General features: G+C 61.9%; 22 protein-coding genes. 11 read left to right on the top strand and 11 right to left on the bottom strand.

Annotation, left to right across the window (positions count from 1 at the left end; all coding sequences use genetic code 11):
• Positions 1-26: 26 nt before the first annotated feature.
• On the bottom strand, positions 27-509 hold the full coding sequence (locus ACOFKT_RS07910; RefSeq protein ID WP_419806856.1) for a hypothetical protein: 483 nt from the start codon (positions 507-509) through the stop codon (positions 27-29).
• Between the two features lie 80 nt (positions 510-589).
• Between ACOFKT_RS07910 and ACOFKT_RS07905 the strand changes: the two genes are divergently transcribed.
• Positions 590-1,657: a dihydrodipicolinate synthase family protein gene (locus ACOFKT_RS07905; protein ID WP_419806855.1), complete on the top strand. Its 1,068-nt coding sequence runs from the start codon at positions 590-592 to the stop codon at positions 1,655-1,657.
• A gap of 47 nt (positions 1,658-1,704) precedes the next feature.
• On the opposite strand, the gene ACOFKT_RS07900 is transcribed toward ACOFKT_RS07905, so the two are convergent.
• The 6 genes from ACOFKT_RS07900 to ACOFKT_RS07875 form a co-directional block, all read right to left on the bottom strand.
• The gene (locus ACOFKT_RS07900; protein ID WP_419806854.1) at positions 1,705-2,754 is read right to left on the bottom strand and encodes a tetratricopeptide repeat protein; all 1,050 of its coding nucleotides are present in this window, start codon (positions 2,752-2,754) and stop codon (positions 1,705-1,707) included.
• 149 nt (positions 2,755-2,903) lie between these two features.
• Positions 2,904-3,713 carry an OmpA family protein gene (locus tag ACOFKT_RS07895; RefSeq protein WP_419806853.1) on the bottom strand — a complete coding sequence of 270 codons (810 nt, stop codon included), beginning with the start codon at positions 3,711-3,713 and terminating at the stop codon, positions 2,904-2,906.
• Positions 3,714-3,816: 103 nt separating this feature from the next.
• Positions 3,817-5,145, bottom strand: coding sequence for a translocation protein TolB (locus ACOFKT_RS07890; protein WP_419806852.1), 1,329 nt, complete (start codon positions 5,143-5,145; stop codon positions 3,817-3,819).
• Positions 5,146-5,228: 83 nt separating this feature from the next.
• The gene (locus tag ACOFKT_RS07885; RefSeq protein WP_419806851.1) at positions 5,229-6,029 is read right to left on the bottom strand and encodes a TonB family protein; all 801 of its coding nucleotides are present in this window, start codon (positions 6,027-6,029) and stop codon (positions 5,229-5,231) included.
• A gap of 28 nt (positions 6,030-6,057) precedes the next feature.
• Complete coding sequence (locus tag ACOFKT_RS07880) at positions 6,058-6,480, bottom strand: ExbD/TolR family protein (protein WP_419806850.1); 423 nt, start codon at positions 6,478-6,480, stop codon at positions 6,058-6,060.
• A 3-nt stretch (positions 6,481-6,483) separates the two neighbouring features.
• Entirely contained in the window at positions 6,484-7,293 is an 810-nt protein-coding gene (locus tag ACOFKT_RS07875; protein ID WP_419806849.1) for a MotA/TolQ/ExbB proton channel family protein, read from the bottom strand.
• 197 nt (positions 7,294-7,490) lie between these two features.
• On the opposite strand from ACOFKT_RS07875, the gene recN reads away from it, so the two are divergent.
• Positions 7,491-9,263, top strand: a complete 1,773-nt coding sequence (recN, locus tag ACOFKT_RS07870) for a DNA repair protein RecN (RefSeq protein ID WP_419806848.1) — start codon at positions 7,491-7,493, stop codon at positions 9,261-9,263.
• Between the two features lie 104 nt (positions 9,264-9,367).
• On the opposite strand, the gene ACOFKT_RS07865 is transcribed toward recN, so the two are convergent.
• A complete protein-coding gene (locus ACOFKT_RS07865; RefSeq protein WP_419806847.1) occupies positions 9,368-9,514 on the bottom strand; it encodes a hypothetical protein in 147 nt (48 codons plus the stop codon).
• Positions 9,515-9,680: 166 nt separating this feature from the next.
• Here ACOFKT_RS07865 and ACOFKT_RS07860 point away from each other — a divergent pair, with 166 nt between their 5' ends.
• From ACOFKT_RS07860 to ACOFKT_RS07820, 9 genes are all read left to right on the top strand, one after another.
• Complete coding sequence (locus tag ACOFKT_RS07860) at positions 9,681-10,694, top strand: 4-hydroxy-3-methylbut-2-enyl diphosphate reductase (RefSeq protein ID WP_419807135.1); 1,014 nt, start codon at positions 9,681-9,683, stop codon at positions 10,692-10,694.
• A gap of 67 nt (positions 10,695-10,761) precedes the next feature.
• On the top strand, positions 10,762-12,789 hold the full coding sequence (shc, locus tag ACOFKT_RS07855; RefSeq protein ID WP_419806846.1) for a squalene--hopene cyclase: 2,028 nt from the start codon (positions 10,762-10,764) through the stop codon (positions 12,787-12,789).
• Between the two features lie 117 nt (positions 12,790-12,906).
• Positions 12,907-14,058, top strand: coding sequence for an adenosyl-hopene transferase HpnH (gene hpnH / locus ACOFKT_RS07850; protein WP_419806845.1), 1,152 nt, complete (start codon positions 12,907-12,909; stop codon positions 14,056-14,058).
• Between the two features lie 3 nt (positions 14,059-14,061).
• Complete coding sequence (locus ACOFKT_RS07845; protein WP_419806844.1) at positions 14,062-14,514, top strand: hypothetical protein; 453 nt, start codon at positions 14,062-14,064, stop codon at positions 14,512-14,514.
• Positions 14,515-14,528: 14 nt separating this feature from the next.
• Positions 14,529-14,909: a hypothetical protein gene (locus ACOFKT_RS07840; RefSeq protein WP_419806843.1), complete on the top strand. Its 381-nt coding sequence runs from the start codon at positions 14,529-14,531 to the stop codon at positions 14,907-14,909.
• A gap of 18 nt (positions 14,910-14,927) precedes the next feature.
• Positions 14,928-15,311: a type II toxin-antitoxin system VapC family toxin gene (locus ACOFKT_RS07835; protein ID WP_419806842.1), complete on the top strand. Its 384-nt coding sequence runs from the start codon at positions 14,928-14,930 to the stop codon at positions 15,309-15,311.
• Entirely contained in the window at positions 15,308-16,312 is a 1,005-nt protein-coding gene (gene hpnA / locus ACOFKT_RS07830) for a hopanoid-associated sugar epimerase (RefSeq protein ID WP_419806841.1), read from the top strand. Before ACOFKT_RS07835 ends, hpnA begins: the two co-directional genes overlap by 4 nt.
• A gap of 69 nt (positions 16,313-16,381) precedes the next feature.
• A complete protein-coding gene (locus ACOFKT_RS07825) occupies positions 16,382-17,065 on the top strand; it encodes a nucleoside phosphorylase (protein WP_419806840.1) in 684 nt (227 codons plus the stop codon).
• Between the two features lie 46 nt (positions 17,066-17,111).
• Positions 17,112-18,221 carry a zinc-dependent dehydrogenase gene (locus ACOFKT_RS07820; protein WP_419806839.1) on the top strand — a complete coding sequence of 370 codons (1,110 nt, stop codon included), beginning with the start codon at positions 17,112-17,114 and terminating at the stop codon, positions 18,219-18,221.
• 4 nt (positions 18,222-18,225) lie between these two features.
• Here the strand turns inward: ACOFKT_RS07820 and ACOFKT_RS07815 are convergent, their stop codons facing one another.
• From ACOFKT_RS07815 to ACOFKT_RS07805, 3 genes are read right to left on the bottom strand one after another with little or no spacing between them, the layout of a single operon-like run.
• Positions 18,226-19,125 carry a restriction endonuclease gene (locus tag ACOFKT_RS07815; protein WP_419807134.1) on the bottom strand — a complete coding sequence of 300 codons (900 nt, stop codon included), beginning with the start codon at positions 19,123-19,125 and terminating at the stop codon, positions 18,226-18,228.
• Positions 19,126-19,179: 54 nt separating this feature from the next.
• Positions 19,180-20,607 (bottom strand): sigma-54-dependent transcriptional regulator, encoded by a 1,428-nt coding sequence (locus ACOFKT_RS07810; RefSeq protein WP_419806838.1) that lies wholly within the window; start codon positions 20,605-20,607, stop codon positions 19,180-19,182.
• Positions 20,600-23,596 carry an ATP-binding protein gene (locus tag ACOFKT_RS07805; RefSeq protein WP_419806837.1) on the bottom strand — a complete coding sequence of 999 codons (2,997 nt, stop codon included), beginning with the start codon at positions 23,594-23,596 and terminating at the stop codon, positions 20,600-20,602. The genes ACOFKT_RS07810 and ACOFKT_RS07805 overlap by 8 nt, the downstream gene beginning before the upstream one ends.
• Positions 23,597-23,675 lie beyond the last annotated feature (79 nt).

Genomic DNA, 23,675 nt, shown 5'->3' with positions numbered 1-23,675 from the left:
GGAAGCCGAAGCTGCTACAAGAATGGCTATTCGACGCTGATGGCAATCTTGGACCCGACGGCGTAACCGATCATGGAAAGCGGGATCCAGGTACCGATCAGGATGCCGTCGCCAGCCATGAGGCCGCTGCCGTGGTCGATGGAAAAGAAGGTTCGCCAGAGCTTGTCGACAGCACCGCAACCGTCGCATAGACCCGCGCCAGTTGGCAGGTCGAGCACGTAAACCACCACCACACCGAACATGATCAGTGCGCTGATCCAGACGTAGCGCGCTACAGTGTCGTGACGCGCGCGGCCCGCGACAAAGCCGCCGATCATGGGCACTAGGAATGCCGCGGCCGTGCATAGCAGTTTGGGCCCCGCCGACGCCGCATCGGGCTTGGCAGCCCAGAAGGCGCCCATCACCAGGGCGAAGATGAGAACCGCGAAGATGGTGTGAAGCAGAAACCAGCCTGCCTCGCGCAGAAGGTCGTTGGTGGTCTTGTTTCCGCGTATCTCAAGCGCTTCCATACGGCTACGTTACCGGCTTCGGCGCGGCAAGGAAATCCCACTTTTGGGCACCCGCATCCAGCGCACGCGATAATGGAAACATGCTGCTTGACGGTGTTCATGTTCCGCTGACCACGCCCTTTTACCCGGACGGACACGTCTACGTGCGCAAGCTGGAGCACAATGTGCGCCGGTATTCATTGACGCCGGTGAGCGGCTTGATCGCGCTGGGCGATGGCAGCGAGGCCGCCGCGTTGAGCGATGAGGAACAACGCGAGGTGCTGCAGGCGGTGGCAGAGACTGCCGCGGCGGACAAAGTTCTGACTGCGACACTGAACCAGGCCGGGTGCGACCCTGCGTTGCGGCTGGCCGAGTATGCGGCTGCGTTGCGATTTGACGTGCTGCTGCTGGCGTCGCCCGCGCAATGGTCTGGGAACACCGCCGCTCTGGCGAGCTGGCTGCGAGTGCTGGCCGATCGAGCGCCGCTGCCGTGTCTGGTGGCGAGCCGGTGTGGTGACGCTTCGATCGAATTGGAGATGCTTGCAGACCTGGCGGCGCACCCGAACGTACTGGGAGTGCTGGAGCAGTCTGCACACATAAGCCGAGTCGCGGACCTGCGTGTGGCAACGGCGAAGGTACGTCGCACAGTAAGTACAACCATCACCTTCACGGCGGCGACCGGCCGTATGCTGCAACCAGCGCAGGCTGAAGCAGCCTCACCGCAGGGCGGGTTTGTCTCCGCGGCTTCACTCGCCACCGGCGCGGCGGTGGCTGGAGTCGCGACCGTACTGGACGCGCCCGCTGTGCCCGTCCTGCGAACCCGTACCAGGCAGGTGAGCTCGCAAATCCTGTGGGCGCATGCGGGACAGGCGACCGAGGCCTTGCGTGCCGGTGCCGGCGGCATTGCGACCGCGGTGGCGGCATCCGTGCCGCAAGCGGTGTTTGAAATCTGGGCTGCGTGGAAAGATGGCGACGCTGGCCTGATGCACGAAAAACAGGCGCGCGTGGCTGCCGTGGAGCCAGCCCTGCTGGACGCAGGCGCTCCGCTGCTGAAGAGTGGGGCGGAGTTGAGCGGGTATTTCGGCGGGCGTCCAAGGCTTCCACTGGTAGCGCCCACGGCTCCAGAGCGTGAACGGCTGGCCTCGGCGCTCGATGGCATGCGGTCATGACGTCAGCCCACCACAGTCCGGCCTGGGTCATAGGACCGTAGTCGCAATCAGCGGGAACGCGCGGTCGTGCCCATTTCGCCAAGCCTGGCGCGGGCCGTGGTGGCCTCAGGCGAATTCGGGTAGCGCTGGATCAGTGACCGGAGCTCGCGCGTTCCGGCTTCGGTCTGTTTGATGGCAAGCAGTGACTGACCTTTGCGCAGTTGTGCGGCGGGTATCTTCGGATTGCCGGGGTACTGCTCGATCACTTTGTCGTACTGGCGGGTTGCCGGGCCGTAATCGCGCGTTTTGAAGAGCATCTCGCCCAGGTAGAAGTACGCGTTGCCCGCGTAGTTCGAGTCCGGATAGAAGCGGATCACGTCATTAAACTCGGCCTTTGCAAGCGAGTATTTCGCACCGTTGTAGTCGCCGTATGCCGTTTGGTACAGGTCGGCCACGGGCGGAGCGTTGACCGCGCCAGCCGCTGGACTGGCAGCGGCAGCCGCAGGCGTGACACCGCCCGAGAGCGGAGCCGGGTCCGCTGAGGAGTCCTGCGGAAATCCGGGAGGCGGCGCGGGGCGTGACGTCCGGGAGCCGCGGGGCGTGGGGGTCGCGCTTTCGGCCGGAACAGCGGGCGCGGTCAGCGGTCCTCCGCCAGCGGGTGCCGCACCACCCTCAAAGCGGGCGTTCAGCGACTGTTGCGAGCTTTGTACGTCGCCGATCGACTTTTCCATTCGCTGCAGACGCGCCTTTAACTCGTCGAGAGAATCGTTGAGCGACTGTACCTGCCCGGAAACTTGGTCGACCTTGCCGCCCTGACCCTGCGCCTGGGCGGCAACCTGCTGTTGCAGCTGACCGACGGTCAGGCCCATTTTGTTGATCGAGTCCGCCGTCTGCTGCACCAGGTCCTTCAACACGCCCATGCGTTCGTCGTTGGACTGCTGCAGCCGTGCCACGGCTTCCTGCAGCTGCTGCACCTGGGTCTGCAGCTGGATCATCTCCTTGTTCGCGGCGAAGGCGTGCGGCGTGAACGAGAGGGTGGCCGAGAGCGCGACGGTAAGGGCGGCAATGCGCAGCCTGCCGCGGGTGCGCTGTTGAGCGGTCTGGAAGTGTTCTGCCATGGAAACCTCTTGAAGGCGGTGCGGAGGGCGGATATTTTGGATCGTACGGACCGAAACGGAAAGCAGCGATTGCGCTCAGGATGAGCGCTCATTGAGAGAACCGCCCAACCGGGGTGGCTGCACGCCACCCTCGTTGGGGCGGAACCATCTTAGCGATCCAGGTTGAACTGCGCGCGGCGGTTCTGCTGGTAGCAGCTGTCATTGGCCTCGGTGCAGAACTGCTTTTCCTTGCCGTAGGAGACCACTCGAATGCGGTCTGCGGATACACCTGCATTCACCAGCCCCTGCTTAGCCGCGTTGGCGCGGTTTTCACCAAGTGCTAGGTTGTACTCGGCCGAACCACGCTCGTCGCAGTAGCCGCCGATGATCACGCGGATCGCGGGGTGCTGCGTCAGGTAGCTCGCAGCCTGCGTCGCGTTGGTCTGCGCATCGGCGCGAAGGTCGTAGCTGTCGTAATCGAAAAAGACGTCCTTCACGGCGGCGTGGAAGGCGGCGTCGGTTCCCATGTCGCCCAGGTTGGTGCTGGCACCGGTGTCGGTGGAGGGCGCTGCCGCTACGCGAACCGTAACGCGGACGTTGGCTTCGGCGGTGCCGCCGTCACCCTTCGCAAGCAGATGAAAGTTGGTCGAGTTCGACGGCGTTACCGTTTGCGTTCCGCTGGGGTTAACCGTACCGATACCGTCGATGGAAACGTCTGTCGCGTTCGTCGTGCGCCAGTTCAGAGTGACCGTCTGGCCCTGATCGATGGCAAGCGGGTCGGCGGAGAGGGTCGCCGTTGGAGCTTCGACGGCAGGCGCGATGGGCGGTGGTGGCGCCGCCGATTTCTTGTGGTGGCAGCCGCTCAGCGTAAAGGTCAGCAGCAGGGTCGCGGTAATGCATGTGCCTGTGCGCTTCCTTGCCAGGGTAAGAGAATCAAAACCAAAGCGACCGAAAGCAGCCAAACCCATGCGTTGCGACATTTTCTTCTCCTGTGACGTGTTCACGTATTTGCTTAGAAGCAGTATTTTGAGCAAGGGCAGCGTCCATGCCCCCGGTTTTGGTGCACAAAACGCCGGTGCGAATTTAGCGGAAGCTCCAGTTCGGCATGTCACCACTGGCGATCTTCTGCTTCTCCGTGCCGTCGGCGAGCATGCTCCAGATTTGCCCCCGCGGCCCGGAGCCCACGGCGAAGGCAATGTGCCTGCCGTCCGGAGACCATGTTGGAAAGTCGCAGCGTCCGATGCCGTTGGTCAGCTGGGTCCAGCGTTTGCTGGCGATGTCCATCAGGTAAATGTCCTGGCCGCCCGGCGCGCCGGGGCCATACTTGCGGTTCCATGCAAAGGCGAGGAACTGGCCGTTAGGTGACCATGAAACGGAGGTGGCGTACCCGCCGTCCGTTATGCGCTGCACGCTGGCGCCGTCCGCGTCCATAGTGTAGAGCTGCGGCAGCGCGGTGCGGCTGCTGATAAAGGCGAGTTGCGAGCCCGTTTTCGGGTTCCAGCTGGGTGAGCTGTTTGAGCCGCGCGAGTTGGTGATGCGGTGCGCGCCACCGCCGCTTGCGTCGCCCACATAGATTTCAGGATTGCCGCCACGCGACGAAGCCCACGCGAGCTGGCCGCTGGTCGACCATGCGGGAGTAATGTTCAGATCGCCGGTCTGCGAAAAGTTGACCATACGGCCGAGTAGCAGCGAGTAAACCCGGATCTGATTTCCGGCGTTGCTGATGGTGGAAAACGCAATACGCGAGTTGTCCGGCGAAACACGCGGCGACAGCGCGATGCCGCCCAGGTGCGTCACTGCGTGCTGATTGGCGCCGTCGTAGTCCATGGCCCAGACTTCCTTGGTGCCGCCCGCCGCGTGAATGTAATAAAGCTTCGTTTCCGCAATGCCGGGCAGACCGCCGCCAAGCCGCAGGATAATTTCGTCCGCGAAACGATGGGCGATCATGCGGGCATTCTCGTCCGTAGCGGTGTCGGTGTACTGCTTGCCGATGACCTGTGGGTACTGCGCATTGTGCGTGTCCACAACAAAGGCGTTGACCACAAGGCGGCCGCCGGTCATGCCGAACCCACCCAGCGCCACAAAGGCGGCGTTGGCCGGGTTCTGTGACCACTGGTTCAGGTTGATGTCTTTCGGATTCGCGGGCTGTGCCTGCGGTTCCAGGCTCTTCGAAACCACGTCAAAAACGCCGGCGTTCTTCAGGTCACTTTCGAGCACCGAATCGAAGGTAACCTTCAGCGGACCAGCATCGGCATTGTCCGCGTGAAATGCGGCCGGTGCAATCCGGATGCGATCCACGCCCTTGTTGATGCCGGTCGAAAGCGTGTCCTGTGCGGAGGCCTGCAAAGAGCCAAGTGCGCCCAACGTGAGCGCCAGTGCGAGTGCAGAGTGCGTTGTGAAGCGGTATGCCATCGCTTTCATGGTAGACGTTTCAGCGCGCGGACTGGCCCTTCTTTCGCCGGCAGGAATCACCCGAGTTTCTGCCGAGCAGCCAGTTACGACGGCTCGAAGTAGTACTGCACGGTAATGTAGCTGCCGCTATATTCTTCCGGCAACGGTGCCAGTGTATCGATGCGTTCCAGCGTGCGCACGGCGCTGGAGTCGAGTGTCCGGTCGCCGCTGGACTGCACGATACGTACATCGCTTAGTTGCCCGCTGCGATCAATGCGAAAGGTCATGTACACGCGGCGTCCCTGCGCGCCAGGATCGAGCGTGGCGGTGACCCACTGTTGGCTGATGCGCTGATTCATCTGCCGCACGTAATAACCGAAGCGCGCGCCAAAGCTCTGGTCCGTCACGGCGACCGCACTTGTGCCGACCCGGCTCTGCGTTGCCAGCATGGCGGTACGCACGCCACCCGTGGTGCCGCTGGTCGCCTTCTGCGGCTCGACCTTGGGCGGCTGCTGAATCTTCGGAACGACGGGCGAAGGCTTCTCCGTGACCTTCTTCGGCGGCTCTTTTTCGGGCTTCTTGACCCGAACTGGAACGTCCGTAGGTTTGGGCGGCGGCTCGGCGGCTTCTTTCACCGGCGGCGGCGCAATGCTCGGCTTATCGGAGGCGAGCACGTTGTCCTGCCTGGGCGGAACCCGCGGCGGTAGCGGGATGGAGCTGACCATGGTGGCCTGGACCGCGCCGGCCATCTCCTGCGAATCGCCCCACTTCTGCCCACGGTCGTGAAAAAGAAAGCCAGAGTAGATGGCTCCGCCGAACAGCAAGACATGCAGCACGATCGACCCGGCGAGCTCCGCGGCCGTGGAGGTCTTGCGTGTTGCTTCGCGCTCCTTCAGGGCCGGCACCGCGGTCGTTTTCGCTCCTGTGTCTCGCCTAGTGGCCGGCGGACTGCTCGAACGGCCGGGTGACCACGCTGATGTTTGTCACGCCGCCGCGCTTGACCGCGTCCATCACAGAGGCGAAGGCTTCAAAGGGCACCTTGCCGTCGGCGCGGACGTAAATCACTCGTTTGGACGCGTCCCCCCCGCCCTGGGACACCAGCGCGGGCAGATCGTCCAGATTGACAGGCTTGTCCTGGAAATAAACGCGCTGGTCGGCATCGATCGTGACCACGCTGTGCTCTTCCGTCAACTGGTTCACGGCGCGGGTCTGCGGCACCGCGACCTCAATGCCGGACTGCAGCACCGGCGCGGTCAGCATAAAGATGAGCAGCAGCACCAAGACTACGTCGACCAGCGGCGTGATGTTGATTTCCGCGAGACCTGCCTGCCGGCGTCCGCCGCTTGAAAAGGCCATCGCTCAGCGCTCCATGCCCAGCCGCTCTGCGGCGGCGCGAACGGAAGACGGCCCAGGTGCGGCGCCCGGTGCTGCGGCGGCGTTCTCAATCGCGTTCAGCAGCTCGCGGCCAAAGTCGTCCATGCGTGAGCCGAACTCACGGATGCGTGCGGTGAGCTGGTTGTAGCCGACAACGGCTGGAATGGCGACGACCAGGCCGGCGGCCGTGGTGATGAGCGCTTCGGAGATGCCGGGCGCGACCGCACGCAATGTCGCCGAGCCCTGCGTTCCCAGGCCGTGAAACGCGTCGATAATGCCAAGCACCGTGCCCAGTAGGCCGACGAACGGCGCCACGGCCGCGATGGTGGCCAGCCAGGTGAGCCGGGTTTCCATGTCGGTCAGCGCTTCGCTGGACGCGATGGCCGCGGCACGCTCGATGGCTGCCGGACTGCGTGGAAGGCCGCGTCCGCCGGTCTGGCGCTGGTACTCCTCAACGATCTCGGTGAAGACGCCAACCAGCGGCGCGGGCTGAAATTGGTCGGCGACACCGGCGATTTCACTCAGCCGCGTGCTCTTGCGGAACGCTTTCAGGAATCGCTGGTTCTGCACCCGTGCCTGGCGAAAGGCGGTGAACTTTCCGATCATGATCATCCACGAAAACACGGACATGACGGCCAGCAGGATGAGCACAAAGATTGCGGTAGGGCCGCTGTTGTGCAGCATGTCGGTGAGCGCGCCGCCACTCGAGTGCACCGCCGCAGGGCCGGGTGCAACGGGAGAAAGGTCATCCTGCAGGAAGAAAAGACCGAGCATGGCGAGAGCGTTCGCAGGCATCTTGAACTGAGTGTAGAACGAGGCACTTACGGCTGGCTTGCGAAACAGGCAGCAGACCGCAGTGACGCCGGAGGTGCGGCGAAGAATGTAACGTCATTTCGGGCGGAGCGGCGTGCTATGCTCTGCGCGAAGAGAAGGCAAAAGTCGCTGCCACGTTTGAAGCACCAAATGTGGCGGAAAGATGCGAGGAACGCCGGATGCTGCTGGAGCTGCGCGCTGAAAACTACGCCGTGATCGACCATGCCGTGGCCACACTGGGGCCGGGTTTGAACCTGCTGACCGGTGAAACAGGCGCGGGCAAGTCGATTCTGGTGGACGCTTTGGCATTACTGATGGGCGAGCGCGCGACCAGCGACGTGGTGCGCCACGGTGCGGAAAAGGCCGTGGTCTCGTGCGTGTTTGAAACAACTGCCGGGGCCGAGGCGATCCTGGAGCAGAACGGTATTGACGTGGAGGGCTCCGAGATCCTGCTTCGGCGCGAGGTGTCGTCCGGCGGCAAAGGAAGGGTCTTTATCAACAATCAGCCCGCGACCGTAGGTGTGCTGCGCCAGCTTGCGCCGGAGCTCGCTCTGGTGCACGCACAATCGGAGACGCTGGGCGCCTTTGACCAGGCGCAGCAGCGCGGCCTGCTTGACCGCTTCGCTGGCGTTCACACGCAAAACGCGCCCACGCCAGGGGCCGCGCAACGCATCCGCGAACGCCTTCTGGCGCACAAGGACATGGATAAGGAGCAGAACGGCGAGGCCGTCTCTGCCGCGTACCATCTATGGCGCGAATCGCGTCAGGCGCTGGATGGTCTGTCGACCGACGAGCAGGAGCGGCTGCGCATGGCCGACCTGTGGAGCTTTCAGCGCGGCGAAATTCAGGACGCGGCGATCGCCGGCGACACGGAAGATGATGATCTGGAGTCCGAGAAGCGCGTTCTGAGCAATGCCGAGAAGTTGTACACGGCCGCGATGAGCGCGAGCGATGTGCTGTACGAGGGAGAAACCGCGGCAATCACCCTGCTGACCTCCGCACAAAAGCAGCTCGACGAGCTGGCGCGCTACGAATCGAAATTCATCGAACATGCTTCGCAGCTCGCCAACGCGCGCGCTACGGTTGAGGACATCAGCAGCACCGTCCGCGATTACGCGGAAAACATCAACGCATCGCCCGAGCGCCTGGCCGAGATCGAAGACCGGCTTGCCCTGCTGGATCGCCTGAAGCGCAAGTACGGCCGCACGCTGCTGGAAGTGATTCAGTACGGCGAAGAGGTCGCGCAGAAGCTGGCGGAGATCGAGAACCGCGACGTGATGATCGCGGAAGCGAGGAAGCGCGTCGCCGATGCCGAGCACATCTACTCGTGCGTTGCGCAGGACCTGACGGAAACGCGCATCAGCAACGCCCGCCGGCTGGAGAAGATGGCGGAGCAGCAGATTAATGACTTGGCCATGACAGTAAAGTTTCGCGTGGAGGTCGCTCCGCAGAAAGAACAGCAGTTCTGGACCGCGACTGGATGGGACCACGTGGAATGCCTGATCGCGACCAATGCGGGCGAGCCCATGAAACCGTTGGAGGAGATTGCCAGTGGCGGCGAGATGAGCCGCGTCATGCTGGCGCTGAAGGTTTCCGTCGAGGAGGGTGGCCCGGGCAAAACGAAGCGGCGCATCGCCCTGCCGCGCACGCTGGTCTTCGACGAAATCGACATCGGCATTGGCGGCCGCGCCGCGGAGGCAGTCGGCGCCAAGCTGAAATCCCTGGCGGCGCACCAGCAGGTGTTGTGCGTCACCCACCTGCCGCAGATCGCGGCCTTCGGTAATCAGCACTTCCTGATCAGCAAGATGGAGAAAGCCGGCCGCACCCGGACGGACATCCGCCAACTGAAAGAAGAGGAGCGCGCGCAGGAGATCGCCCGCATGCTCTCTGGCGCAACCGTGACGGAGACCAGTCTGCGGCATGCCGAGCAGATGCTGAAGGCGAGCCGCTAAAGGCGCACGCCGAGCTTCAATGAACCCACAAGCCATTTGCTTTGTGCTAGTTGCGAAGTCGTTCGCAGTTGCTGCAACACAACATTTTCAGCGCACCACGCTTCCTATGACTTGACGACGGCGATGCCGCCGGAGGAGACGATCATGGCAAATGAGCAGAAGAAGTGCGCCCACGAGGGCTGTACCTGCACCTGTACCGACGGAAAGAAGTACTGCTCGCAGTTCTGCGAGGACTCCAACTCCAACGGCACGACCACCCTGGGCTGCGATTGTCCGCACTCCAGCTGTGGCGGCCACCTGTAAAGCCGAACACCGCCGGGCAGACCTGGACTGCACCTGCCCGACAGATTGCCCCAAAACTGGTGCAACCTGTCGTGGCTCGGCGCAAGACGCTCCGGTATACTGACAGACGTGACGATACTGGCCGCCGACCCCATCTTTGCCGAAGCGGGAACTACCGCTGACGATCGCCAGACCAAGCAGGTGCTTCTGCTGAAGCCGAGAGGCTTCTGTGCAGGCGTGGTGCGCGCGGTCGACATCGTGAAGATTGCGCTGGATACGTTTGGCGCGCCGATTTACGTTCGCAAGGAAATCGTACACAACAGCTACGTGGTGGATGACCTGCGCCAGAAGGGCGCAATCTTCGTCAACGAGCTGGACGAGGTACCCGAAGGCAAGCGCGTGATTTACTCCGCGCATGGCGTGTCACCGGCTGTTCGTGAGCGCGCCAAGGAGCGCGGCCTTAAGGTGATCGACGCGACCTGCCCTCTCGTCACCAAGGTGCATGTGGAGGCGATCAAGTTTGCCAAGCAGGGCTATTCGCTTGTGCTGGTTGGACATCGCGACCACGAAGAAGTCGAGGGAACGCAGGGCGAAGCGCCGGATGTGACACAGGTTGTGTCCACTGTGCAGGAAGTGGAAGCCCTGGTCGTGCCCGATCCGGACAAGGTCGCATACCTGACGCAGACCACGCTCTCGCTGGATGAAGCGAAATACATGATTGACGCGCTCAAACGCAAGTTCCCGAATATCATCGGGCCGCATGCGCAGGACATCTGCTACGCCACGGAAAACCGGCAAACCGCGGTCAAGAACGTGGCGCATAACGCCGATGTCGTGCTGGTGGTGGGCTCGCGGAACAGCTCGAATTCCAATCGGCTGGTCGAAGTTTCCATGAACCTGGGCACCAAATCGTACCTGATCGACAAGGCCGAAGACATCAAGCCGGAATGGCTGCAATCCGCATCGCGCATCGCGGTGACGGCTGGAGCGTCCGCGCCGGAGGTCCTGGTGCAGGAAGTTGTGACCTACCTGCAGGCGCGTGGTTTCGGTTCGGCCAACGAAGTCGAAGTCATGCCGGAAAACGTCCGCTTTGGCCTGCCACCGGAGATCGTGCAGGCCATCGCTTCGGCGCCGCGTCCTACGGTTTAGCAGGGAACACTGGTCCGGTTCTGTCGCAAGACTGCTTCTTCTCACGTCTGAGGTTCATCCCATCTTCATGTCGTCTTCCTCCACAGTTCCGAACGCGTCTCCGGGTGTCACGCAGCCGCGCTTTGGGCGCATCGACGTGGCCTTGGACGTGGTGCGGGGCAGCATTTCGCGGTCAGTCCAGTGGCTTTTCGGACAGCAGCACCCGGAGGGGTACTGGGTCGGCGAACTGGAAGCCGACGTGATGCTGGAGGCGGATTACATCTTCATGCATAAACTGCTGGGGACGGGCGACCCCGGCAAGCTGGAACGTGCGGTCAACGAAATCCTGCGGCACCAGAACGCGGACGGCGGCTGGAGCCTGTACCCGGGCGGTCCCTCCAATATCAATTATGTTGTCAAGGCGTATCACGCGCTAAAGCTCATGGGCTGGAGCACGGAACATCCGGTGCTGACGAGAGCACGCGAATGGGTTCTGGCAAACGGCGGCGTGGTTGAGTGCAACACTTTTACCAAAATTTACCTGTGCGCCTTTGGTGAGTATGACTGGTCGGCGGTGCCTGCGGTGCCACCGGAAATCGTCCTGTTTCCAAACTGGTTTTACTTCAACATCTACGAGATCAGTTCGTGGTCGCGCGGCATTTTGGTGCCGCTCGCAATCATCTATGCCAAAAAGCCGCTGAAGCGATTGCCGCCAGAGCAGGGCATTGGCGAGTTGTTCGTCGGCGGGCGCGAGAACTCAAACCTGCACCCGCGCTGGGACAAGAAGCACAAAATTTCCTGGCGTAACTTCTTTCTGTTCTGGAACCGTCTGGCGCAATGGTATGAGCGAGTTCACATCCGGCCGCTGCGCCGGAAGGCGCTCAAAAAGGCCGAGCAATGGATGCTGGAGCGCTTCGAAGGGTCCGACGGCCTGGGCGCGATCTATCCCGCAATGCTGAACGCGATCGTGGCGTTGCGAAGCCTGGGCTATTCCTTCGACGATCCGCAGATGATTCGCGCCATGGATGAGTTTGAAAAGCTCGGGATCGATTGCCCGGAAGGCACGGCGGATTACGCGGTTCCGACCTTCCGTATGCAGCCTTGCTTCTCACCGGTGTGGGACACAGCTCAAGTCCTTTCCTCACTTGGAGATGCAGGCGTTTCCTCGACCGATCCTCGCATGGTGAAGGCCGCCGATTGGCTCCTGAGCAAGCAGGTGCTGCACAGGGGTGACTGGGCGGAAAAGGTCAAGAATGTCGCGCCGGGGGGCTGGGCCTTTTTCTTCAACAACATTCACTACCCCGACGTGGACGACACAGGCGAGGTGCTGCTGGCATTGAAGGCGGTCGACCATCCGCAAGAGCGCCGCCAGCACGAAGCAGCGCAGCGCGGCATCGATTGGGTGTTCGGCATGCAATGCCGCAATGGTGGATGGGCGTCGTTTGACCGCGACAACACCAAGATGATCTTTCAGTACATTCCGTTCGCCGACCATAACGCGATGCTTGACCCGCCGACCGTGGACATCACGGGACGCATCCTGGAAACGCTTGCAGCGTACGGCTACACGCGCCGCGATCCACGAGTCGAAAAGGCCATTCAGTTCATCCGGAAAGAGCAGCAATCGGATGGCAGCTGGTTTGGCCGCTGGGGCGTCAACTATCTATATGGCACGTTTCTGGTGCTGCGCGGGCTTGAGGCCATGAGCTTCGGCCACCTGGAGCCTGAAGTCCAGCAATCCGTTGAGTGGGTGCGCTCCGTGCAGAACTCCGACGGCGGCTGGGGCGAAACCTGCGGCACCTACGATGATCCGTTGCAGCGCGGCGTAGGCCCAAGCACTCCCTCACAGACGGCATGGGCATTACTAGCGTTGCTGGCAGGTGGCGACAACCGGTCCGACTCGGTTGCAAAGGGTGTTCGCTGGCTGGTTGAGCGGCAGCAGGAGGACGGCTCCTGGGCGGAGCTGGTGCCCGGACGCAACGGCGAAAGTTACTACACGGGCACAGGGTTCCCGCAGGTGTTCTACTTGGGATACCACCTGTATAAGCAATATTTCCCGCTGCTGGCGCTGAGCACGTATCAGCGCAGCATGGAGCACGAGGTCGCGGAGATCTAATTTTGCAGCCTGACTGGGTTCGAAGCAGGCGCTGTTCCCAGCGCGGTACCTGGTCGGCTTCGTCCCTTGGCGCGGGGCGCGCCTTGGGCGAAACTAGAACAAAGGAGCAATAAGAGCATGGCAGTACCTGTCGCACAGGCGTGGACGGTCGCAACCTACGTTCTGAAGCAAAGGCTGAAGGGCCGCAAGCGGTACCCTCTGGTGCTCATGCTGGAGCCGCTCTTCCGCTGCAATCTGGCCTGCGCCGGCTGCGGCAAGATCCAGTACCCGGCGCACATCCTGAAAGCCGAGCTGACGCCGGAGGAGTGTTTCCGCGCCGTGGACGAGTGCGGCACGCCCATGGTCTCCATCCCGGGTGGTGAGCCGCTGCTGCATCCGCGCATGCCCGAAATCGTGCAGGGTCTGATCGACCGCAAGAAGTACGTGTACATGTGCACGAACGCGCTCCTGCTCAAGGAAAAGCTGCACCTGTTCAAGCCTTCGAAATACCTCAGCTTCTCCGTCCACGTGGACGGTGAGCGCGAGCACCACGACTTCGGCGTCTGCCGCGAGGGTGGCTACGACATCGCCATGGAAGGCGTGCGCGCCGCAGTCGCCGCAGGATTCCGCGTGACCACAAACACCACGCTCTTCGACGGCGCCGATCCCAACTCGGTGCGCCGGCATTTCGACCAGCTCATGGACGCCGGCGTCGATTCCATGATGATCTCGCCCGGCTACACCTATGACAAGGCGCCGGACCAGAAGCACTTTCTCGGCCGCGGCCGGTCGCGCAAGCTCTTCCGCGCTCTGCTGTCGAACCGCAAAAAGCGCTGGCAGTTCAACGCCAACCCGATCTTCCTTGAATTCCTCATGGGCAAGCGCGAGCTCACCTGCACACCCTGGGGCATGCCGACTTTCAGCATCTTTGGCTGGCAGAAGCCCTGCTACCTGCTGCAGGACGGCTATGCCGACACCTTCCAGGAACTCATGGACGAGGTCGAATGGTCGAACTATGGCACGGAGAGCGGCAACCCGCGCTGCGCCAATTGCATGGTCCACTCCGGGTACGAAGCAAGCGGCGTGAACTATACCTTTGGTTCGTTTAAGGGCCTGATGGCGACCGCGAAGGCGTTCTTCAACAGCGAGTATAAGGACGACGACGCGGCCAAGCTGCTCAACGACTGGAAGCCGGCCCAACACGGCCCGTTGGTTCAGATCGGCACGCCGGTCATCTCCAAGGCTTCCGCAATCGAAAACCACGACCGCACTGCGGTTGTAGGGAGTTAGCAGATGGCGACCGAGCAGCAGGAGCACCTGAAAATCGAGCAGCTTAACCATGAGGCGCCCGACGCGCAAGAGGTTGCCGCCGGACGCGAGCGCGAAAACCTTGAGGGCTGGATACCAGCACTCGCCAGCAACGCCGAAACCAAGGACGCTCTAGAAAAAGCCTTTGACTACCGCGGCGATGTGACGCTTACCCTGCGCTCCGGTGAAGCCGTCGAAGGTTACATTTTCGACCGCAAGCAGGGTGCGGCCCTGACCGATTCGCTCGTCCGCATCATCCCTAGCAAGGGCGAGCAGCGCACCCGCCGCAGCATCCCCTACGCCGACATCGCTGCGCTGAACTTCAGTGGGCGCGACACCGCCGCCGGCCGCACCTTCGAAGCCTGGGTCAAAAAATACTTGGAGAAGAAGAACGCCGGCGAGAAGAATATTCAGATTGAACCCGAAAAGCTAGACTGACCAGGGTGTCTTTTATGGAGATAAATCCGATCTTCACCTATAACCACGGCAGCCTAATCGTGCCTGAGGAGCTCCGTGATTCTGAGTTCTTGCATGAAGGTGCGAGGCTGGAGCTAGTTGCGTCTAATTGCGGTTTGCTTCTCCAACCGGTCCAAGTGAAGCATAAGAGAACTCCTGAGCAGGTCATGGCTGCTTGGGATGCACTTGCGAACGTTCTACTCGATACAAAAACGTCCGAGCAGCAGGGACTTGCCGCCGTCCGGAAGCAGCGTGCTACGGAGACCCTGGAAAACCTCCACTCCTCTGGACGCGCTAGTGCTACGGATCTGAAATGCGCCGAGCGTGAATGGGAGTTCGCCGACGATGCACTCGACTCCGGCATCACGGATCGCTAAGACATTCGTCGTTGATTCATGGCCGCTCATGAGCGCTTCTTGCGAGGCTGGTCAAACGCTGGCTTTGAAGGTCTGCTCAGGTCTGCAGCCAACGGCGGTACACGGCTCATGATGCACGAAGTTAATCTTGGGGAAGTCTTTTACCTCGTCGCCAAGGAACGAGATGAGAACACGGCTGGTAGCATCCTCCGTCTGATCGAAGATCTTGGAATCGAGACGGTTGCCGTGGAGGCCGAAGACGCCTTACGTGCTGCTTCCATAAAGGCTAATCACCCCATCTCCTACGCAGACTGCTTTTGCGTCAACCTTGCGGTCGCGCATGCTGCTCCCGTACTGACCGGAGACAAGGACTTTTTGGAACTTCAGCAGGCCCGCATCACTGTCGAGTGGCTCGGCGCATGAGAATCTTCCTCACCGGCGCCACCGGCTTCGTTGGCAACCACGTCGCCCGCACCTACGCCGACGCAGGCGCATACCTTCACCTCCTCACCCGTTCTAGCAGCGATTTCGCCGCGCTCAATGGTATCTCCGCGGACACCATCACCGGCGACCTCCGCCAACCCGAATCGCTCCGCTCCGCCCTGCGCGGCTGCGACGCTCTCGTGCACGTCGCGGCGGACTACCGCCTATGGGTGCCCGACCCGGCCGACATGTATCGCGCCAACGTCGACGGCACCCGCGATCTCCTCCGCATTGCACGCGAGGAGGGTATAGCCAAAGTCGTCTACACCTCCAGCGTCGCCACGATGGGCTTTCGTAAGGACACGACCATCGTCGACGAGCAGACGCCGGTTTCCGAAGCCGACATGATCGGCCACTACAAGCGGTCGAAATGGCTCGCCGAGCAGGAGGCAATTGCGGCCGCCCGCGCCGGGCAGCACGTGATTATTCTGAATCCGACCACGCCGATCGGCCCCGGCGATCGCAAGCCCACGCCCACCGGCCGCATCGTCGTCGACTTCCTCAACGGCAAGTTCCCGGCTTACGTCGACACCGGCCTCAACCTGGTGGACGTGGAGGAGATCGCGCGCATGCACCTCGTCGCTCTCGATCGTGGCACGCCGGGCGACCGCTACATTCTGGGCGGCGAAAACCTTACGCTCAAGCAAATCCTCGACAAGATGGCCGCGATCTCCGGCCTCCCGGCACCCACGATGAAGGTGCCGCATGCGGTTGCGATGGCGTTCGCCTTTTTCGACCAGACCATTACGGGCAAGCTTCGCGGCAAGGAGCCGCGCGCGACAATGGAAGCCGTTCGCATGGGTCGCAAGCACATGTTCGCGTCTTCCGCGAAGGCCGAGCACGACCTCGGCTTTCAGGTGTATCCCGTTTACAAGGCGCTGCGGTCGGCGATGGACTGGTTCGTCGCGAACGGTTACGCGCCGCCGTTTCCACACGCCTGACCGATGCTGCGCAGGCAGACCAGACCGAAGCTGATTGAACGCAAGGAACCACAACGCAATCCCGCTGTAGTGCTGATCGCCGCAATGCCCGGCGAGCTGTCGCCGTTGATGCGCAGCTGGGCGGCGCTGGCCACAGTCGATGGTGTTGCGGGCTACCAGCATCCGTCCAATACGATTTTTGCCTTCCACGCAGGTATGGGCGCGACCCATGCGACCCGCGCGTTCGCCCGGGCGCAGCAGGTTTGCGAGGTGCGCGCCGTGTACTCGGTGGGATGGGTGGGGGGCCTGGTGGAAGTTGCCCGCGCCGGAAACGTGCTACGCGCGGATGCCGTGCGCGACCTGGCGACAGGTGAGGTCTTTCGTTGCACGCCGTCGGAGTGGGCGAGCCACGGAACCCTGCTGACCGCGCGACGCGTCGCCGCTCGCGAGCACAAAGTGGAACTGGCGGAACGCTACCCCGATGCACGTATGGTCGACATGGAAGCGGCAACCGTCGCACGTCTGGCCGCCGCCTATGGCTTGCCGTTTCGTTGCGTCAAGGCTGTGTCTGACGCGCTGATCGACAACCTACCCGACCTGAACCCGTTTGTGCGCGACGACGGGACCTTTGCGCAGGCAAGCTTCGCGCTGCACGTTGCGCTGCGGCCGCGGCACTGGGCCGATGTGGCGCGATTCGGCAAACAGGCAAAGCTCGCCGCGGCGAACCTGTGCGATTCTCTCGCCGGCGAACTCGGCATTGAGAAGCCCCGCTAAGACTGGTGAAGATTCATCGATCATCCAGAATCGGCGAAAATAAACCATGCCGTCCGCTGTCGCCGAACCGAAGCAAAGCTTGACCGAAACCATCCCCGCCACCATGCAGGCCGCCGTCTATCGCGCCGTCAACGACGTGCGCGTGGAAACCGTGCCCGTGCCGGAAATCGGCCCCGGCGAAGTCCTCCTGCGGATCGACACCTGCGGCATCTGCGGCACGGATCTGAAAAAGATCCACACCGGCTCGCACTCCGCCCCGCGCATCTTCGGCCATGAGATGGCAGGTACCGTCGTCGCCGTGGGCCAGGGCGTGACCACGTTCACGCCCGGCGACCGCGCCATGGCGTTCCACCACATTCCCTGCGGCGAGTGCTACTTCTGCCGTAAGCAGACCTTCGCACAGTGCGAGACCTATAAGAGGGTCGGCACCACTGCCGGTTTCACCCCAGCGGGCGGTGGCTTCGCCGAGTACATCCGCGTCATGGATTGGATCGTTGCGAAGGGCCTGATTCGCCTCCCTGACGACATTTCGTTTGAGCAGGCCGCGTGGATCGAGCCGGTGAACACCTGCTACAAGGCCATCGATCTGCTGCACCTGCAGCAGGATGAAACCGTGCTGGTCATCGGCCAGGGGCCCATCGGCATCCTTTTAGCCGCGCTTGCCAAACGCACCGGTGCGACCGTCCTCACGAGCGACCTGTATCCAGAACGTCACGCGGTCGCTGCGACCTACGGCCTCGATCATCCGCTCGACGCAAGCTCCGACGTGGTCACCGCATGCAAGGCCGCCACCGAGGGCCGCGGCGCCGACGTTGCACTCCTCGCCGTTGGCGCAAATAGCCTCATCACCATCGCCATGAACGCCATCCGCCCCGGCGGTCGTGTCTGCCTGTTCGCCCAGACCCAGCACGGCGAAGCACCCTTCGACCCCGCCGCGGTCTGCATGGACGAAAAGACGCTCATGGGAAGCTACAGCTCCTCGATCGCCATTCAGGACGAAGCCATCGACCTCGTCTTCCAGGGCTACCGCGACGGCAGCTTCGACCTCACCCGCCTCATCTCACACCGCTTCCCGCTCAGCGAAAGCATCGCCGCCATCGACCTCGCCAGCAACCCTCAGCCGGACTCGATGAAGATCGTCATCCAGAACCGCTAGGGAGCTAAGCCGTTACCTCCTCTTCGAAGAAAGTGGCGTCAATTCGTTTTAAGTCGTAGGAACTCTCTTTCACGACTCCGACTTCATACTGAATACAAAACTCGGCCAATCGTTGACCGTCGATGAGCACGATGCGTTGCGGCACACCGCGTAGGTATTCGCGGACTCCTGGCTGAAATCCCGATGTCGTAATAAAGATTCCTTTGTGCGCCCCCTCGCCTGCGAGACTGCCAACGAAGTTGCGGATCTCGGGCGTGCCTACCTTGTTCGCCCAACGCTTGGCTTGTACGTAAATGCTGTCAAGGCCAAGGCGATCCTCATTGATTAAGCCATCGATGCCGCCGTCACCAGACCTGCCCGTGACTCTTCCATCCTGGTCCGCACCACCGTAGCCCATCTTGAGCAGGAGCTGGATGACTAGCATCTCGAAAAAGGCCGGCGGCTTACGAAGAATCTGGTCGAGCAAGTCAAAAGCAAGCTGTTTTTGCAATGCCTGGAAAGCTTCCTCGATCACCTCGACCGGTGTGCGTTGTAGAACACTCTCCGGTGCGCCTTCTGATACCGTTTGCGCAGTCTCAGGTGTTTTCGCCCGAGGCGATAGGAACGCCTGGTATTCCGGATTCATAGATAGAAATTTGGTGTCGATTACTGCACCAGAAGCGAGCGCATCTCGCCCACGTTGTGTAATCACGTATCGTCCACGACTTGGACGGTCCAACAGACCAGCACGGAACAGGTGATAGTAGGCCCAACCCGTTCGATCTTTGAGAATGGTCATCCCGCCACTCGCGAGCATTTGACTGCGGGCTTCGACCGAAATGCCGAGCTTATCGGCAATAGGTGTTTCCAGCGAGGATGCTGAATGGACTGCCCCATCCGCCATCACCTCAAGCATAGGACGCATGAAAAGTTGAAAATTTGGGAAAGCCATCCAGTCATCGTAACGGGCAGGTCCGAGCTAGTGTTGGCCGCGTTTCTTCACTTCCACGTTCAACCGCTTGATCTTCTGGTTCAGCGTGCTCAGCGGAATTTTGAAAAACTCCGCGGTTTCGGTCTGGTTCCAGTTGCAGCGTTCCAGGCGGTCAGCCACGATGCGGCGCTCGATCTCTTCCATGATGTCGAAGAGGGAAGCGTCGGAACGCTGCTCGAGCAGCGCCGCGCTGTAAGGATTGCCGGCAAGCTGTTGCGGTAGCAGATCCAGGCCGATAACCGGCGTTGTGGACAGTACCATGCCGCGCTCCATCGCGTTCTCCAACTCGCGCACGTTGCCGGGCCACTCGTAATCCAGCATGGCGCGCATGGCCTCATTGGCCAGGGTGCGTGGCTCCATCTCATTTTCTTCGGCAAAGCGTTTCAGAAAATGCGCTGCGAGCAGCGGGATGTCCTCTTTGCGCGCACGCAGCGGCGGCAGATCGAGGTTAATCACGGAAAGGCGGTAGTACAGGTCTTCGCGGAAGCGGCCATCTTTTACGGCCTGCTGCAGATCGACGTTGGACGCGGCGACAATGCGCACATCCACGCTGATTTCCTGCGTGCCGCCCACCTGCATGAAGCGCCGCTCCTGCAAAGCGCGCAGAATTTTCGCCTGCGTTTCAATCGGCATGGTGCCGATTTCGTCCAGAAACAGGGTGCCTCCGCTGGCGACCTCGAACAAACCTTTCTTCGTTGCAATGGCAGAGGTGAAGGCACCCTTCACGTGGCCGAAAAGCGTGGATTCGAGCAGGTCGACCGGCACCGCGCCCGTATTGATGGCGACGAACTGCTTGTCGCGGCGGGGTGAGTTCAGGTGGATCGCTTTCGCGATCAGTTCCTTGCCCGTGCCGCTCTCGCCGTGGATCAGCACGGTGGATCGCGAAGGCGCAACCTGTGCCACGATGTCGAGCAGCCGCATCATGGGTTCGCTTTTGCCGATGATGTTCTCAAACGAGTACCGCTGTTTCAGCGTGCGCTTCAGCTGCACCACTTCTTCTTCGGAGCGATGTCTGGCGATGGCGGAGCGGATGTCCGCCAGCAGCTTTTCATTGTCCCAGGGTTTCTGGACGAAGTTTTCCGCACCGGCGCGTAGCGCGTCGACCACGTTGCCGACCGTACCAAATGCGGTGATCATAATCACCGGCAGTTCCGGACGCAGACGCTTGATGCGTGGCAGCAGGTCGATGCCGCTTTCGCCGGGCAGTGCAAGGTCGAGCAGCAGAAGGTCATACTGCCGGGACGCGAGCAAGTCCAGGCCGCTCCGGCCCTCGGGCGCCATCTCAACCGTGAAACCCTCCAGCGTGAGCAGCGTTTCCAGGGAGTCGCGAATGCCGGGCTCGTCATCGATGATGAGTATGTGACCGGTGTCTACGGGGCGTGCGATGGCTGGCGTGTCCAGCATCGCTTCAGGCATGTACGGCACCCGTGATCACGGCGTCTGTGTCGTCCGTCTGCATGGATGTTGATTGGACGACGTCAGGTCCAGATCGTGAACCGCCCTGGTGCAGAATCGGGAAGTGGAGCCGGAAGGCGGTGCCTTGACCGACTTCGCTTTCCACCTGGATGCGTCCGCCATGTTCCTGCACAATGCCGTATGACACAGCGAGGCCGAGCCCGGTGCCCTTGTGCTGTCCGGGTTTGGGAGTGTTCTTGGTGGTAAAGAACGGGTCGTAGATGCGTTGCAAGTGCTCCGGTGCGATGCCGCCGCCAGTGTCGCGAACGGTCAAAACGATCTCGTCCCCGGTGGCCTCGGTTGTCACGAACAGGTCCGTGCCACCGCTTTCGATCATCGCGTCTTTCGCGTTCAGAATCAGGTTCAGCACCACCTGCTGCAGCTTGCCATGGCTGCCACGGATGAGTGGCAGCGGGGCAGGGAAGCGCGTTTGCACCTGGATGCGCGCCGTGCGCAACTGGTGATCCAAGAGTGTCAGCGTCTCGCGCGCAACGGTGTTCACGTCCAGCGCCACCATCTCGCTGCCGGTGGCACGCGAAAAGTTGAGCAGGCCGTTCACGATCTCGGACGCACGGAAGGTCTGTTGCGTGATCTTCTCAAGCACCGGGCGCAGCCTCTGCGCCGCGGGGTCATCGCCGCGCGCCTGCTTCTGCAGCATCTGCGCGTAGCTGCTGATCACGGCCAATGGCGTGTTGACCTCGTGTGCGACGCCAGCAGCGAGCAGGCCGATGGACGAAAGCTTTTCCGCTTGCGTCAGCTGGGATTCAAGCTGGGTGCGTTCGGTAATGTCCTCGACCAGCACAATCGAGCCGACCGACACGAAGTCACGGGTGAGCAGCGGCGCAATGGCGAGGTTGGCGGTACGCGTTTCGCCCGTGCGCAGCGGCAATTTGACCCGGGTCAGATGATGCGTGCCCGATTGCTGGTGCGAACGCTCGAACTCCGCGACAAACTCACTCGGAAAGATGTCGGCGATGTGACGGCCCAGTGCCTCCGCGCGTGGCAGGGCGTACATCACCTCCATTTCGGCGTTCCAGCTTTCCACGCAGTCGTCCAAGTCGAGCGCGAAGATACCGACCTTGATGGATTCGACGATGTTTTCATTGAACTCCTTCAGGCGCTCGAACTCGGCGCGCTGCAGCTCAAGCGAGGCGAAGAGCTGTGCGTTCTGGATGGCAATACTGATGTAGCCGGCCAGCGACTCCAGGAGTTCCATATCTTCGGAGGAGAGAAAGTCCCCCTCACGCGTACGGCCCAGGCCGATGACGGCGATGGTACGCGCGGGCCGGTCTGCCTCGGCCACCCGGCAGGGCAGGTAGTAGTTCAGGTCCAGTTGCTGCGACGCGCGCTGATCGTTCTCGGACAAATGCGGCAACTGCGCCGGGTTTTCGAAAAAGACGTGCCCCTGCATGTTAAGTGGGTCGAACTGCAAGAAGGACGCCGCGCTGGTGTGCTGCGGCAGGTCAGCCAGCGCGTCCGGTGAAAAGCCGTGCGAGGCAGCAAGCTGAAAAACGGCTGCGGACGGTTGCGTTCCGAACCGGTGCGTGCTCGCATGCCGGGCACCGGCCGGCGCGATGAACAGCGCAACGCGCTCGACCAGCAGCGTTTGCGACAGACGTTCGACCACAGAGTGAGCCAGGGTTGCAAGGTCCGTCTGCGACGAGAGACCACGGCTGAACTCGATGAGCGTTTCACGATAGTCGAATCGCTTCTGATCGAAAACACGGTCGACACGTGCCTGAATTGCAACCTTGATGGGCTCGAAAATAAGCGCGGTCGCCACAATTGCCGCCAGCAGACCCCAAACACGCAAGCTGGGCAGGCGCGTGTGCACCATCACGCCAGTAATGCCGACGACCGCGAAGTACACGCCGACCAGGGCAGCGGTGGCGAGCGTGTAAGTCACGCCCCGCTTGAAGATCAGATCCGTGTCCATCAACCGGTAGCGCACGATCGCCCAGGCAAAGGTCAACGGCAGGAAAACGAGCGCGAACGTCGCCAGCTTGGTCAGCGATGCATTCACCGGCCAGTTCAGCAGGTAAGGAATGGCCAGAATCGCGGTAAACGGAATGATCGATAGCAGCGTCCCACGGCTGAGCCACTTCAGCTGTTGGCGTTCCAGCGCGGCATTCGTTGCGCGGTAACGCTGCCAGAAAACGATGGCTGCCATTACGTAGTAGATCGCCTGGTAGCCTACGTCGATCTGGTCGAGCCGATGCTGCAGCCGCTGTGTGGCGAACCAACGGGTCAGCGCCCAAATCTTCAGAGCAATCAGCGCTGCGCCAGGCACGTACAGCAGCACGGCTCCGGCTTTGCGCAGGGTAGAGGTGCGCGCTTGACCAAAAGTAACGGCAAAGTGCAGAAATAGCGCAGGCTGCAGCGCCGCAGCAATTGCGTTTCCCCAGAAGAAAACCCAGTCCAACCCGTCAAACTGGCCGACGGATTTGAACGCATACAAAACACCGGAGACCAGGCAGAACACGTAAAAATGCGTGGCTTTGGGTGCCGTCCAGCGGCGAAACAGCACATACAGGCCAATGGCCAGGTATACCAGCGCAATTAGCCGAAGCCCTTGGTTGCGGGTGCGGTCCGTCGGTTCCAGAATGACTTTAAGGCCGAACTGCTGCCCTTCGCGCTGCAGGGTGTAGCTGATACTGCCGTACACCCCGGACCGGGCCATCTCACGCTCAAGGGGAGCAAGCACCGGGGTAGCCCGGCCGTTTGCAGCAATTAGCAGGTCGCCGGTCCGGACGCCTTCGCGTTGGGCGGGCGAGTCGGCAGGGACGCGCTCAGCGCGGAGGCCGCCGGGGCTTTCCATCCACCAGACGCCGTCAGTCGGTACGTCATAGCCGGCTTCACGGGCGTAGTTCAGGGCCCCAAGGACGCAGATGACCAGCGTCGCCACAGCGAGCACGACGGCGAGGATCCGGTTTTGCGCGGCTTTGTCCATCCGCTCCGTGCGACTCCATTCTGTGGTGAGTCTCTGCGTCTGTGAATCAGGTGGCTGCACGTCAGGGGCCAAATAGATT

It is taken from the genome of Terriglobus sp. (assembly GCF_965201105.1).
Lineage (GTDB): Bacteria > Acidobacteriota > Terriglobia > Terriglobales > Acidobacteriaceae > Terriglobus.
Note: the sequence above shows the minus strand (reverse complement) of the source record. Positions and strands in the feature narration are given on the sequence as shown.